The 13,175-nt window shown below is 48.5% G+C and carries 14 protein-coding genes and 2 tRNA genes; 3 read left to right on the forward strand and 13 right to left on the reverse strand.

Going from position 1 to position 13,175, the window contains the following annotated elements:
• The first annotated feature begins 16 nt into the window (after positions 1–16).
• From lgt to Q7Q81_RS02610, 3 genes are all read left to right on the forward strand, one after another.
• Positions 17–832, forward strand: coding sequence for a prolipoprotein diacylglyceryl transferase (gene lgt / locus Q7Q81_RS02600; protein WP_304273510.1), 816 nt, complete (start codon positions 17–19; stop codon positions 830–832).
• A 77-nt stretch (positions 833–909) separates the two neighbouring features.
• A tRNA-Arg gene (locus Q7Q81_RS02605) sits at positions 910–986 on the forward strand.
• 149 nt (positions 987–1,135) lie between these two features.
• Positions 1,136–1,744: a nucleotidyltransferase family protein gene (locus tag Q7Q81_RS02610; RefSeq protein WP_304273511.1), complete on the forward strand. Its 609-nt coding sequence runs from the start codon at positions 1,136–1,138 to the stop codon at positions 1,742–1,744.
• Here Q7Q81_RS02610 and Q7Q81_RS02615 read toward each other — a convergent pair.
• The 13 genes from Q7Q81_RS02615 to rpoD all read right to left on the reverse strand — a co-directional run bounded on the left by Q7Q81_RS02615 (position 1,710) and on the right by rpoD (position 13,168).
• Positions 1,710–3,116: a uracil-xanthine permease family protein gene (locus Q7Q81_RS02615; protein ID WP_210684171.1), complete on the reverse strand. Its 1,407-nt coding sequence runs from the start codon at positions 3,114–3,116 to the stop codon at positions 1,710–1,712. The two genes, Q7Q81_RS02610 and Q7Q81_RS02615, sit on opposite strands and share 35 nt — an antisense overlap.
• 314 nt (positions 3,117–3,430) lie before the next feature.
• Positions 3,431–4,387, reverse strand: coding sequence for an XdhC family protein (locus tag Q7Q81_RS02620; protein ID WP_304273512.1), 957 nt, complete (start codon positions 4,385–4,387; stop codon positions 3,431–3,433).
• Entirely contained in the window at positions 4,384–5,196 is an 813-nt protein-coding gene (yqeB, locus tag Q7Q81_RS02625) for a selenium-dependent molybdenum cofactor biosynthesis protein YqeB (RefSeq protein ID WP_304273514.1), read from the reverse strand. The genes Q7Q81_RS02620 and yqeB overlap by 4 nt, the downstream gene beginning before the upstream one ends.
• Positions 5,197–5,199: 3 nt before the next feature.
• On the reverse strand, positions 5,200–5,901 hold the full coding sequence (gene yqeC, locus Q7Q81_RS02630; protein ID WP_304273516.1) for a selenium cofactor biosynthesis protein YqeC: 702 nt from the start codon (positions 5,899–5,901) through the stop codon (positions 5,200–5,202).
• Positions 5,902–5,992: 91 nt separating this feature from the next.
• Complete coding sequence (locus Q7Q81_RS02635) at positions 5,993–6,415, reverse strand: OmpH family outer membrane protein (protein ID WP_299824056.1); 423 nt, start codon at positions 6,413–6,415, stop codon at positions 5,993–5,995.
• Between the two features lie 76 nt (positions 6,416–6,491).
• Positions 6,492–7,223, reverse strand: coding sequence for an aspartate/glutamate racemase family protein (locus Q7Q81_RS02640; protein ID WP_304273518.1), 732 nt, complete (start codon positions 7,221–7,223; stop codon positions 6,492–6,494).
• A gap of 10 nt (positions 7,224–7,233) precedes the next feature.
• A complete protein-coding gene (locus Q7Q81_RS02645; RefSeq protein WP_304273520.1) occupies positions 7,234–7,959 on the reverse strand; it encodes an amino acid ABC transporter ATP-binding protein in 726 nt (241 codons plus the stop codon).
• Entirely contained in the window at positions 7,952–8,608 is a 657-nt protein-coding gene (locus Q7Q81_RS02650) for an amino acid ABC transporter permease (RefSeq protein ID WP_249747942.1), read from the reverse strand. Before Q7Q81_RS02650 ends, Q7Q81_RS02645 begins: the two co-directional genes overlap by 8 nt.
• A 16-nt stretch (positions 8,609–8,624) precedes the next feature.
• The gene (locus Q7Q81_RS02655; RefSeq protein WP_293808799.1) at positions 8,625–9,461 is read right to left on the reverse strand and encodes a substrate-binding periplasmic protein; all 837 of its coding nucleotides are present in this window, start codon (positions 9,459–9,461) and stop codon (positions 8,625–8,627) included.
• Between the two features lie 120 nt (positions 9,462–9,581).
• Positions 9,582–10,418, reverse strand: coding sequence for a polysaccharide deacetylase family protein (locus Q7Q81_RS02660; protein ID WP_304273522.1), 837 nt, complete (start codon positions 10,416–10,418; stop codon positions 9,582–9,584).
• The gene (locus Q7Q81_RS02665) at positions 10,415–11,272 is read right to left on the reverse strand and encodes a polysaccharide deacetylase family protein (RefSeq protein ID WP_299824047.1); all 858 of its coding nucleotides are present in this window, start codon (positions 11,270–11,272) and stop codon (positions 10,415–10,417) included. Before Q7Q81_RS02665 ends, Q7Q81_RS02660 begins: the two co-directional genes overlap by 4 nt.
• A 162-nt stretch (positions 11,273–11,434) precedes the next feature.
• Positions 11,435–11,509: transfer RNA gene (locus tag Q7Q81_RS02670), tRNA-Ile, on the reverse strand.
• A gap of 54 nt (positions 11,510–11,563) precedes the next feature.
• Positions 11,564–13,168, reverse strand: a complete 1,605-nt coding sequence (rpoD, locus tag Q7Q81_RS11120) for an RNA polymerase sigma factor RpoD (protein ID WP_293812004.1) — start codon at positions 13,166–13,168, stop codon at positions 11,564–11,566.
• Positions 13,169–13,175 lie beyond the last annotated feature (7 nt).

The raw sequence follows: 13,175 nt of genomic DNA on the forward strand, positions 1-13,175 counted from the left end.
GGAGGCCTTATTCATAATGCATCAATATCTCTTTTTTATCGGCGATTTTCCCATACGTATGTATGGTCTGATGCTCTGTACAGCAATTTTTCTGGCTACCGGCACTGCCTACTTTTTGGCTAAGCAGGACGGCCGCTGGCACGAGCACATTTTAGACATCGGCATCTACGGCGGCTTTGCAGGCCTCATCGGCGGCAGGCTGTGGGATGTTTTCTTCTTCGACTGGGATTACTACAGCCATCATCTGTTGGAAATCCCCTTCGTCTGGCAGGGTGGCATGGCCGTGCAAGGCGGTATGCTGGCAGGCATTGCTGCCGGCATTGTTTACTGCAAGCTGCATGACATCGACTGGGTAGCCTTGGCGGATATCATTTCGCCCTCTCTGCTTATCGGCCAATCCATCGGACGCATGGCCAACCTGCTCAACGGCGATGCCTTCGGCACACCTACCGGCGGCAGCTTCGGTATTCTGTACCCGGAAGGCACACTGGCCTACAAAACCTACGGCCCCGTACCCCTGTGGCCGGCAGAGGTTTGGGAAGGTCAGCTGGACATCATTATTTTTGCCCTGCTGCTGTTGTTCCGCACCACCAAGCATGCGCGCGGTCAGGCTTTATGCATGTACGCTATGCTTTATTCCGTAGTCCGCTTCTTTTTGGAAATGCTGCGCGGTGACTACGCCGAGCCCTGGATGTTCGGACTGAAATCCGCTCAGGCAACCAGCTTAGGCTTCTTCCTCGTTGCCTTAGGCTTCTTCATTTACTGCGGCTGGCTGGAAAAACATAAGCCTGCTGCCAAAGAAAAAGCTGTCGGCAAAAAATCTAAAAAATAATTTTAAAAAAGTGTTGACAAGAAGTGTACTTTTCGCTATAATATCATTGTTGCTTGAAACAACAGCAACGCTGATGTGACTCTGTAGCTCAGTTGGATAGAGCGTTTGACTACGAATCAAAAGGTCGCAGGTTCGAATCCTGCCAGGGCCACCACTTGAAACTAAACTCTGTAACTTCGGTTACAGAGTTTTTTGTTTTTGTGGATAAAATATATTTTTCTGCTAACCGGTACTCCCCCGCTTGTTAGCACCATCATTCAGTCTTATAATAATGATATATAATCAGAACCGTGAGGTAACTTTATGAACGTAAAATATTCTAAAATGGCCTGCATCATCCTGGCGTCCGGCGTAGGCCGCCGCTTCGGCGCCAACAAGCTGCTGACAGCCATCGACGGAGCGCCCATGCTGCAGCACATCCTTGATATCAGCCAAGGACTTTTCCCCAAGCGTATCGTCGTTACACGCCACAAGGAGGTGGCGAAAATCTGCGCGCAGCAGCAAATCCCCTGCCTGCTCCACGACAAGCCATATCTGAGCGACACCGTGCGCCTTGGCACATCATATATACAGCAGCAGCTGCCACAGGCCGAGGGCCTGCTTTTTGCCGTTGCCGACCAGCCGTTATTGCAGCAGGCTTCGCTCATCCGCCTCGCCGACAGCTTTTTAGCGCAGCCGCAAAAAATTCATCGCCTGTATTACGAAGAAACTCCCGGCAATCCCATTATCTTCCCTGCAAAATTTGCCGACGAGCTGCAACAGCTGCCGCAGGACAAAGGCGGTTCCGTACTGACAAAAAAATATCCTGAACTGGTAGTAAAAGTACCGGTTCAGGATATCAACGAGTTGCTGGATATAGATACACAGCAGGATAAAACTAAGCTTGAGCGTCTTCGCCCCTATTCAGAATAATATTCAGCAGAATTGCTACAAAGGCTGCCGGAACGATACCGGATTCACCGAACATCATGCGCATAGCCTCCGGGCAGTGTGCCAGGATGCCGGGTGTAGCGCCCATGCCGTAGCCAACGCCTAAAGCAACGGAAATAATCGTCAGGCTGCGCGGGTTAAGCTTCTCTTTAGTAACCAGCTGAATACCGCTGACAACAATAGATGAGAACATCATTACAGCAGCGCCGCCCAGAACGGATTGCGGCATAATGGAAACCAAAGCACCAAGCTTGGGAATCAGGCCGCAGAGAATCAAAAATACCGCACCGGTTGCCAAAGCAAAACGGTTAACAATCTTCGTCATAGCAACCAGACCTACATTCTGGGAGAAGGAAGTATTGGGCAGTACGCCGAAAACAGCAGCGATAGCAGAGCCAATGCCGTCACAAATAACGCCGCCGGACAATTCCTTGTCCGTAGCTTCACGGTTCAAACCGCTTTCGACAACTGCGGAAATATCACCAACAGTTTCTACTGCGGTAACAACAAACATAATCAATACAGGCATAATAGCACGCATATCAAATACGATATCAACCGGCATAAGCTGAGGCACAGCGAACCAGGAAGCATTCGCTACCTTATCCCAATGCAGTACCCAGGACTTGGTATATTCTACACCGTCGGGAGTAACTGCGGTTGTAGGCAGCACAAAGCCCATGAAAATCGCAGCGATATAGCCTGCAATAATACCAAGCAGAATGGAAGAAGAACTCAAAAAGCCCTTAGTGCCATGCTTGAAAAAAAGAATAACACAAAGTACAAACAAGCCAAGCAGCAGGTTTTCGATAGAACCGAAGTCCTTAGTCTTAAAGCCGCCGCCAAAGGAATTGATACCTACGGAAATCAGCGACAGACCGATAGACAGTACAACAGTGCCGCAGACAACAGGCGGGAAGAAGCGACGGATGCGCTTGAGCACAAGACCAAGCACTGCTTCAAAAACGCCGCCGATAATCGAGGCACCCATAATAGCGCCATAGGCGACAACACCGCTGCCCAAGGTTGCAACGATACCGGCAAATACGCCGATAAAGCCGGAGCTTGTACCCATGATAATAGGCACCTTGCCACCGCAGGGACCAACGGAATATAATTGCAGCAATGTTACCAGACCTGCAACAATCATCGCATTCTGAATCAAAACAACCTGCAACTGTTCAAAACCGGCACCGCCGACAATACCGCAGGCACCGCCAATAATCAGAACCGGCGTAAGATTGCCGACAAACATAGCCAAAACATGCTGCAGACCTAAAGGAATAGCCGAGCTCAAAGACAGCTTGCCTTCAAACTTGTAGGCTTCCTCAGACAGTTTAACAAACTTAGACATATAAGCACCCCTTCATTTTTTCATGCATATATTTTATCGCATATCAGGCAATATTGTAAAGAAAATTACAGAGAAAATCCGTATAAATTTTATCAGATAGCCTTTTTCGTTCGCAATTCAAGCGAGAAATTTAAAAATGAGCACCGACTACGTACTTTTGCTACGTTGAGGTGCTCATTTTTATATAGATAAAGTATGTGGTGCATTACCTTTCACTCATCAGCAGAACGCGGAGAAAGTACCGGAGACGAAGAAGGAGCACCGACGGCGTACTACAAGTACGTCGAGGTATTCACGATGAAGTATATGATGCCTTATATGCGTCCTGCCCTAGTTTGGATTAATTGTGCTGCAATACTCACCGCAATCTCCGCCGGCGTCTCACTGCCTATATCGATTCCGATGGGCGTAATCACACGCGCAAGCTGCTGCTCGCTGTAGCCATCTGCCAGCAAAGCTGCTCTGGCCATGGCTGCTTTATTTTTACTGCCCATAATGCCGATATAACCGACCGGCGTAGTCAACAGATAACGCTCCACATTAGCGTCATGCACATGGCCGCGCGTCATTACTACCGCATAATCCTTAGCCGTCAGGCTGCAAACCTCCTGCAGCTTAGTAAAATCAACCTGCTGTACATGCTCCGCCTGCGGAAAGGCTGCTGCATCCGCAAACTCCGCTCTGTCGTCCAGCACGATGCATTTAAACCCGAGATGACTCAAAAGCGGCACCAGCTCACGCGCAACATGACCTGCGCCAAAAACATAAACCGAACCGTCATAATCATACTGCTCCGCATAATAAGCGCAGCCATCTATACTGATTACAACTCTGCGACCTGCAAGCTGCAGGTCTTTTTTTATTTGCGGCAGTGCGTTGCCTTCACCCAAAGGCAGTAAAAACCACCAGGGAGCACGCTGCTTCATTGCACTAAGAGCTTCCTCTGCCAAATCCCCCGTTTCTTCCCCCACAGGCAGGTAACAAAACTGCACCTGACAGCTGCCTCCGCAGGCCATGCCTGCTGCCGGAGAGAGGTCAAACGTTTTGACAAAGCTGCCGCCACCATTCTGCAGACGCTGCTGTGCCAGCTGCTGCGCCGCATATTCCATACCGCCACCGCCAATGGTTCCGTAAAGCAAACCCTTTTCTCCGACCAGCATATAGGCGCCGCTGGTGCGCGGAGTAGAGCCTTCACTCTCAATCAAAGCAACAAGATAGCAAGGCTGCGAATCCAAAGCCTGCTCCTGTATTTTTTTCATTAAATCCTTCATTTTTCTTTCTCCTGTGCATAACGGCAGACTAATTCCAGAACGCTGCCGGCAATGCAGCGTGCCTTATCCGAAATCGTAAAGCAGTTGGCTAATTCTTCCTTACGCGGGTCAATATCAGCAATTTTGAAGCCTTCGGTAACAACAAAGCCATCGCGAATCATGCCGCGAATAAGTCCGGAGAGAGTTGCCGTTACCAGCACCCGATTAGCGCCGTCGATAATAGTTGCAATAGTTTCTCCCTTTTCCACAATGCTGCCTATGTCATGAACAACATGCAGAACGCCTGCGCAGGGTGCGTGCAGCACACGCTCCTTGCTGTATCCTGCAATGTTACCTGGCACGCCGCTGTTAGGTGCAGCACTGCCGCTGCGGATAATGCGTCCCAGGTTATGACCGCGCTTCGTTTCTACAATTACGTCGGCATCTGCGCCCACGCTGAAGCCGGGGCCTAAGGCAATCACGAGCGGTGCCATTGCACTGTTCGTTCCTAAATTGCGCTTGGCGATAATCGCATCAATCACAATATCAGGCGCAAAAGCATGCACACTATCCGCTGCTTCATCAACCAGCACAGGCACTTCATCATGCTCCCAGACAGCGTCTGCCTCAGGCAGTGAATTTATCAATCTTGCAGTCAGACCTTCTACCTGAGCGCTGCCTTGATACACCGCTTCGCACAGCGCTACCTGTCGACGAATTGCCGCAGGCTTAGCGCATTCCAGCACCAGCACCTTAAAGCCTGCACCCCACAAGCGATGGATAACGCCTGTTGCCAGGTCACCGCCACCGCGTACAATAATCTTCAGCATTTGTTATTCTCCCCTTTCACGAAGCCATATTCTATGCTCGTCCATGCCTGCACCCACTAACAGCCGAAGCATTTTCTCCTGCTGCGCTGCTTTTATCAGGTCGCATTTATTCAAAACAATATAATAAGCGCGTTTACCGACATTTTTGCGTGCTCCCTGCTCAGACAAAAGCAGCACTGTCAGCATCTGTGCATCAAGTATTTTTTCTGCGCCGCAGCCTAAAAGCTCTGCTGCCAGCTGCGGACGCTGGCAAGCCTGCTGCAGCGAATTGCCCAAAGCATCCATGCCTGCAACAGCAAGTACCATGTCACAGTCAGGCAAAAGCACAGGCTCATGCTCCGCAGGCACCTTGCAGGGCTGATGTCTGGAACCATCAGCCTCACACAAAATTACGTCAGCCTGCAGCTTCAGCGCTTCATACACGCTTTGCGGCGGTGCCGTCAGCTTACCTGTTGACAATTCCGGTGTACCGATAACAGCATAGCGCCGCTGCTGCCACAAATTATGTACTGCTGCTGCGTCCGCAGCAAAACTGCCATCTGCAGGCTGCAGGATATGCGTACTCGTCAACACCAGCACCTTGCGTCCGCAGGCTGCCCAAGCCGCTGCCAGCTCATACATAACCGTCGTTTTACCGCCGCCGCCGACAAGGCAGATATTATGTTTTTTCCCGTCAGTAAAAAAATCAAAGGGACAGTACGCCATCCGCTTCACCTCGCCTAAAATTACTTATATTATAACACACTCATAAAAAAGGCTGTCGCTTACCTGCGACAGCCTTCAATAACATTAATCTTTATTTGCCTTGAGCAACAGCAGCGATAACTTCTTCAGTCAGATCTTTGCCGCCGAATACAACAGCACTTGCATCAACTACATTAGCAATACCATGAGCTTTTGCTACCTGGCCGATAGTTTTGCGGATTTTTTCGCGGATAGGATTCAGCAGGGATGCTTCCTTCTTATCTACCTGAGCGGATAATTTTTCGCCCAGCTCGCGTCTGCCCTTGTCGTCAAGTTTCGGAGCCTTTTCGTTGAATTCATTTTCAGCCTTTTGGCGCTCCAGATTGATAACGCTCATAGTAGTCTGAATATCAGGATAGCTGCGGAAAACACGTTCAACATTTACATATCCCAATTCTTCGGCAGCAAACGCACTGGTTGCGCAAGCTAAAGCCATAACCAAAGCCATAATCAAAGTCAGTAAGCTCTTTTTCATTAAAACAGTAACCTCTCTTCTTAAGATTTTAATACTAATATTATCTTACACTATTTCCTATAGAAAAGCAAGCTGTTTATAATTGACCGCTCTGCCATGTCCGTTTACGCAACGGCGGCGCAGGATAAGCCTTGCGGCTTGTTTTGAGTCCCTGACGTACAAGGCATTCCGCCAGCGCCACAGGTGCCACCGCCGGGTCAACAACAGGAACGCCCAGACGCTCACTGAGAGGGTGCGCCAAGCCTAAAAATGATAAGCAGCCCAAAAGCAGTACCTGTACTCTGCCTGCAGCCAGCAACTCTCTGCCGGCTTCCGTAAGCAGGTCTAATACATGCTCACGCTCCGCCCACAAATCGACACCGCGGGCTTCAATACCGCCGATTGCAGCAATACGCGCAGGATCAACACCGCACTGAGCGACAAAAAGCTGCTTTTCCGCATAACGCGCAGTATCTGCCAGCAAAAGCCCGGCCTGCCTGCCTACCAGCGGAGCCAGAAGACAGCTAGCCTGACCGCCGCCTACTACAGGTATGCTTACCACCTCACGGCAGGCATCCACCGCGGGGTCACTGAAGCAGTAAAGCACGACTGCGTCATAGCCTTCGCTCTCCGCACGCACAGCCATTTTGATAATTTCAGGTGCGGCAAGCGCAGCATCAAGAGCAGAATCTATTTCAATATGATTTTCAACAAGGCACTCCATGTGCAGCTCCACATCAGGACCCACATACGCACTGAGCAGATGACAGCGTGCTGCCATCTGCTCAGGAGTAACCCCAAAGTCAGGATTAATTATAAATATTTTCATTCGTATATCCTTATACCAAAACAGAAGCAAGGAACTTCTTCGCGCGTTCCGTTTTCGGATGGTTGAATACTTCATCCGGCGTACCACTTTCAATCAGATAACCGCCGTCCATAAAATAAACTGTATCCGATACGTCCTTGGCAAAGCCCATTTCGTGGGTAACAAGAACCATTGTAATGCCGGTATTGGCCAGCTGCTTAATAACATCCAATACCTCCTTGACCATTTCCGGATCAAGTGCGGAGGTAGGCTCATCCAAAAGCAGTACCTTCGGCTCCATCGCCAAAGCACGCGCAATCGCCACACGCTGCTTCTGACCGCCGCTCAGACGGCTGGGATATTCATTGGCTTTGTCGGAAAGATTAACCTTTGCCAACAGCTTCATAGCCTTTTCCTTTGCCTCCTGCTTGGAAACGCCGTTGACTACGCGGGGAGCGTAGGTCATATTCTCCAGAACAGTCATATTGGCAAAAAGATTAAAATGCTGAAACACCATGCAGGCATTCTTGCGGATATCTTCAATTTTAATTTTGGAATTTACGATGTCCTTACCTTCGAATAAAATTGCTCCGCCGGTAGGCTGCTCCAACAGATTAATACAACGCAGCAGCGTAGATTTTCCTGAACCGGAAGAACCGATAATGGTAACAACCTCACCTTTTTTTATTGTCAGGGAAACATCCTTAAGAACCTCTAAATTACCAAAGCTTTTAGACAGGTGTTGAATCTCAATCACTGACGCGCACCTTCTTTTCTAACAAACCGCCCAAAAAGTTCAGGGCCATAACCAAAACATAATAAACAGCAGCTGCTACGATAAAGGCTTCAAACGCACGGAAGGTTTTGGCCTGAATCAAATCCGCCCAACGCAGCGTATCGGCAACGCCGATAACGGAAACAAGGCTGGAATCCTTCAGCAGCATAATGCTTTCGTTTACCAGAGAAGGCAATGCATTCTTAATAGCCTGCGGCAGAATAATATCCAGCAGGAAACGATGCTTAGGCACACCCAAGGACATTGCTCCCTCCCACTGACCTTTGTCGACAGCAAGAATACCGCCGCGCAGTGCCTCGGAAATATATGCGGCACTGTTCAGGCCAAAGGAAAGCACGCCTGCCTCCAGGGCAGAAATAGTATAGCTTGTCAGCTGCGGTGTCGCAAAGTAAATCAGCATCAGCTGTACTAGAAGCGGTGTACCGCGGAAGACAGAGATATAAACCTTCGCCAGGAAGGAAAGAACTCTGTTTTTGGACAGGGTTATCAGCGCCAGGATAAAGCCTCCGAAAAAGCCCATAATTGTGGAGAAGAAAGTGAATTTAAGTGTAATCCAGACAGCGGTTGCCAAAAGCGGTATATAAGGTTCCAGAACGGAAAAATCTAACATCTGCTCAATTCACCTCTTACAGCTTTGCAATATCCAGCTTTTCAATTGCAGCTTCATATTCTTTAGTGCCTTCTTCACCCAGATGAGCTACGAGAATTTTGTGCAGCTCGCCATTGGTGCGCATTTCCTTCAGGATTTCATTGATTTTTTCAACATCCTTGGAATCCTTCGGCAGCGCAATAGCAAAGGTATCGTCTTTTACTACAGTTCCCTGCAGAACGTGCAGCTCCAGATCAGGATTTTGTTTTACGAAAACAGCAGCTTGGGAAGAATCAAACAGACCTGCAGCCAGACGACCGTTTTTAATATCCTGAACAACCAGCGGAGTAGTATCCATTTCAACAACTTCGATACCGCCGACAGCCTTCAGCTCTTTAGCATAGGTAGTACCCATAGAAGCACCGGCTTTTTTACCCTTCAGTTTATCCATAGCGTCATAGCCTGCACCCTTTTTGCAGAGAATAGCCTTCATCGGGAAATAATAAGGCTTGGAGAAGGATACAACCTTTTCACGCTCGGAAGTCGGAGAAATTGCGGAGATAATAACATCAGCACGGCCACTTTGCAGAGTAGGTACCAAAGAAGCGAATTTCATATCGGTGAATTCGATTTTCTTGTTCATCTTCTTGGCGATGTAGTGAGCGATATCAATATCAACACCTTGGTAATCCTTGGTGCCTTCCTTTACGGATTCAAACGGCGGGAAGGTGGAGTTGATAGCAACAACCCATTTGTCACCCTTGCCTGCATCAGCTGCAGCATCTTTTTTCTCGCCACCGCAGCCTACCAGCATCATAGCCAGCATTGCAGTTGCCAGGAAAGCAAAAATACTTTTCATTGTAAACTTTTTCATTAGAAAAACCCCTCTCAATTTTTAATATCTGTTTACTCCGTACATTTAATGAGTAAACTTGCTCATATAATGAATTATTATACCATAGAATCAACGACACTGCCAACAGATTTTTTTCAATCAGTAATGAACCTCAATATCATAACCCTTCTGCTTTAAAACATGTTTAGCGCAGGCTTCGTCAGTAGTAATCCAGGCACCATTTTCTTTTGCATAATGAATAAATGAACGCAATGCACGAACATATCCCGGACGACCGATAAACTGCGGATGCATAACAAAGTTAATGATGCGGCCCTCATCTGCCAGGCCGTCAAACTCATCCTGCCAAATCTGCACCATTTCGCGTCCGCTGCGCAGATAATAATGCTCAGGATGCTGCAGAGTGTACATGTCATAGGAGGTATCATCGACAATACCATCCTTCGGCAGCTCAACGATAGGTATTTCCTTGCCGTCTATTTGCAGCAGGAAAGGCCCGTCATTGTTACGCCAGTTGGAGGAATAGATGCAACCGCGGTCCAGCCAGAGCTGCTTATGAAAATCATGCACAATACCGTCAGGCATACGCACACCTACAGGACGTTTGCCGGTAAGCTTGCGGAAGATAGCATCAACCTTATCCATCAGTGCATTTTCCTCTTCATAGTTATCCTTTACTTCATGCAGATAACCGTGATAGCCGATTTCATGTCCCTGCGCTGCAATGTATTGAATGATTTCCGGATGAATTTCCGCCGTATAGGCAGTAGTGAAAAAGGTTGCCTTAAGACCTTCCTCCTCCAGCATCTTCAGGATGCGCGGCAAGCCCTGCTTCGTGGCATAAAGACCACGGGACATGTGCACCAGATGACGTTCATTGATATCGTTGCGTGTAAGCCACAGAGTTTCCGCATCAATATCAAAGGAAAGCAGTAACGCAATGCGCTTATTATCAGGCCAGTTCCAGTTCATCATGCTTCGCCTCCTTCCGCACGTTTAGCATAAAACTCCTTTACGTAACGCGCTACATCTTCGCAGCTTGCAAGCCATGCGCCGTTCGCCTTCATATAGGCAATAAAGCGTTCCAACATACGCACGCGGCTGCTGCGGCCGATAAGCTGCGGATGCAGCTTGAGCACAAAAATTTTGTCGCCCTCATTGGCAAGCTCGTCAAAATTATCCTTCCAGATATCGTAAACATAGTCCACCGGATAACTACAGGTGATAGTAGCTTCATCAGCATAGGAAAAATAGAACCAGGAGAAATCATCCAGCGTAGGCTCAGTAGGAAGCTCCACAAGCGGGTAGTCCTCATGCACATACGCCCAGTCGCAATCCTTAAGTGTAGAACCGTATAAATATCCACGTTCAGCCATCAGCTGCATTGCACAGTTAGGCAATAAATCCAGCGGACCGCGATAGCCGACAACCTTGCGGCCGCTTATTTTTTCCAGAAGCGCCTCACTCTTGGCCATATTCTCTCTTTCCTCATCAGCAGGCATATCTACAGAGGCTTCGTGCAGATAGCCGTGATAGGCAAGTTCATGTCCTGCATCCGCTATTTGCTGCACCTTATCTGCATAAAGCTCCGCAATGCGGCCGGGAACAAAAAAGGTAGTTTTGAGCTGTTGCCGTTCAAGCATATCCAGACAACGCTTCAAGCCCTCATCAGGACCATATTGACCTCTGCTTGTATCTGAAAAGCCGATTGTTCGCTTGCCGATTACAGATTTACGCAGCAGCTCCGCATCAAAATCAAAGGTAACCATCACGGCGATACGCTTGCCGTCAGGCCAAACCATACCGTCACCATTTTTTAAAGTAAACATTCTTGCCTCCTTGGTAATTATTCAAACTTATTCAGTGAAATGAATCCATATTCTTGATAACTATTTAATTATGTCACTATAAGCAGATAAATGTCAACTCATAAAAATTAAAAACGCAGGCCTTTCGACCTGCGTTCACTTCGTTTTGCTGATGTAAGGTATTGGTGGGCCCAGTAGGGTTCGAACCTACGACCAGCCGGTTATGAGCCGGCGGCTCTACCACTGAGCTATAGGCCCATGCAAGCTACCAAACAGTAATATTTTATAATAGTTACAGTTGTTTGTCAACTATTATTCCAAGAAGTCCTTCAGCTTTTTGCTGCGGCTGGGATGACGCAGCTTGCGCAATGCCTTAGCCTCAATCTGACGGATACGCTCACGGGTAACGCCAAAATGCTGGCCAACCTCTTCCAAAGTACGGCTACGGCCGTCCTCCAGACCAAAGCGTAGCTCCAATACCCGTTTTTCACGGATAGTAAGCGTTTCCAGAACCTCCTCCAGCTGCTCACGCAGCAAAGTGAAGGAAGCAGCGTCGGCAGGTGCCGGTGCATCGTGGTCCTCAATGAAATCGCCCAGATGCGAATCCTCTTCTTCGCCGATAGGAGTTTCCAGAGAAACAGGCTCCTGCGCAATTTTCATAATCTCGCGCACTCTGTCAACGGAGGTATCCATTTCCTTGGCAATTTCTTCCGGCAAAGGCTCGCGGCCAAGCTCCTGCAGAAGCTGGCGGGAAACACGGATGAGCTTGTTAATGGTTTCCACCATATGTACGGGAATACGGATAGTACGTGCCTGATCGGCAATCGCACGGGTAATCGCCTGACGAATCCACCATGTAGCATAGGTACTGAATTTAAAGCCCTTGTTATAATCGAATTTATCTACAGCCTTAATCAGGCCCAGGTTGCCCTCCTGAATCAAATCCAGAAACAGCATACCGCGACCGACATAACGCTTGGCAATACTTACTACCAGACGCAGGTTGGCTTCGGACAAGCATTGCTTAGCTTCGTCACCCTGATGAGCAACTGCTTTTAACAGCTTTTCGAAATCCTCATCCAGATTGCAGTAGGCTTCAACAACAGCGGAATCCTTTTCTCTGCCGTCACTCATACGCTCTCTGAGCTCATTGAGTATCGCCTTAATCTGGTACAGCTTATGATCATCTATATCGCTTGTTTCACGCGTTACTACGAACTGCTCACAGCCCGGAATCAGACATCTTTGTTCTGCCATCAGGCGCTGCAGATGCAGACGCTCATCTTTGGTAAATTCAAAAATCAGGTCCTCGTAATCATCAACAGTATAAGGCTGACCTACGCTCTGACGCTTTTTAATCATCTGCGCTACACGGAAGACAGAACGCATATTGGTAATCTGCCATTCCTCTTTCAAGCTCTCGCGCAGCTTTTCAATCAATGCGCTGCCGCTGTCCTCAGCAGTAAAAGCAGGCTCCTCCAGCTCAATCATTCTGCCGCGCTGAATACGCTCTGCCTGACGGCCCTTATCCATACGCTTAGCGAGCTTAACCTCATCCTCACCGATAAGCAGCGGTACTCTGCCGATTTCCTTAAGGTACATGCGTACAGGATCGTCAATGCTGATGCCTTCGGGAACGCTCATGTTTTCCAGCTCGCTGCTGCTGGGCTCATCATTATCTTCGTCGTTTCCTACCAAAGGCAGTATATCTTCGTCGGAGGCATTGTCATCATCAACAAGCTCCAGACCTTTACGTGTAATAACCTCGTAGATATGCTCAACATCTTCGGGCGTAATATCTTCCAAAGTATTGGTGAGGTTCATTACATCGCCATAGGTGAGAACACCCTTATTAGCCTTACCCTTACGGATAAGCTCATCAATTTGCTCCTGCGTTATTTTAGTAGCTGCAGCCATGGTGTCC

Source organism: Phascolarctobacterium succinatutens (assembly GCF_958453765.1).
In the GTDB taxonomy this organism is placed as follows: Bacteria; Bacillota; Negativicutes; order Acidaminococcales; family Acidaminococcaceae; genus Phascolarctobacterium_A; species Phascolarctobacterium_A succinatutens_B.

What these genes read in the sequence shown, in the direction of transcription:
- lgt (WP_304273510.1), top strand. Translation starts at nt 17, where the DNA reads ATGCATCAATATCTCTTTTTTATCGGCGATTTTCCCATACGTATGTAT.
- Q7Q81_RS02610 (WP_304273511.1), top strand. Translation starts at nt 1,136, where the DNA reads ATGAACGTAAAATATTCTAAAATGGCCTGCATCATCCTGGCGTCCGGC.
- Q7Q81_RS02615 (WP_210684171.1), bottom strand. Translation starts at nt 3,116, where the DNA reads ATGTCTAAGTTTGTTAAACTGTCTGAGGAAGCCTACAAGTTTGAAGGC.
- Q7Q81_RS02620 (WP_304273512.1), bottom strand. Translation starts at nt 4,387, where the DNA reads ATGAAGGATTTAATGAAAAAAATACAGGAGCAGGCTTTGGATTCGCAG.
- yqeB (WP_304273514.1), bottom strand. Translation starts at nt 5,196, where the DNA reads ATGCTGAAGATTATTGTACGCGGTGGCGGTGACCTGGCAACAGGCGTT.
- yqeC (WP_304273516.1), bottom strand. Translation starts at nt 5,901, where the DNA reads ATGGCGTACTGTCCCTTTGATTTTTTTACTGACGGGAAAAAACATAAT.
- Q7Q81_RS02635 (WP_299824056.1), bottom strand. Translation starts at nt 6,415, where the DNA reads ATGAAAAAGAGCTTACTGACTTTGATTATGGCTTTGGTTATGGCTTTA.
- Q7Q81_RS02640 (WP_304273518.1), bottom strand. Translation starts at nt 7,223, where the DNA reads ATGAAAATATTTATAATTAATCCTGACTTTGGGGTTACTCCTGAGCAG.
- Q7Q81_RS02650 (WP_249747942.1), bottom strand. Translation starts at nt 8,608, where the DNA reads ATGTTAGATTTTTCCGTTCTGGAACCTTATATACCGCTTTTGGCAACC.
- Q7Q81_RS02655 (WP_293808799.1), bottom strand. Translation starts at nt 9,461, where the DNA reads ATGAAAAAGTTTACAATGAAAAGTATTTTTGCTTTCCTGGCAACTGCA.
- Q7Q81_RS02660 (WP_304273522.1), bottom strand. Translation starts at nt 10,418, where the DNA reads ATGATGAACTGGAACTGGCCTGATAATAAGCGCATTGCGTTACTGCTT.
- Q7Q81_RS02665 (WP_299824047.1), bottom strand. Translation starts at nt 11,272, where the DNA reads ATGTTTACTTTAAAAAATGGTGACGGTATGGTTTGGCCTGACGGCAAG.
- rpoD (WP_293812004.1), bottom strand. Translation starts at nt 13,168, where the DNA reads ATGGCTGCAGCTACTAAAATAACGCAGGAGCAAATTGATGAGCTTATC.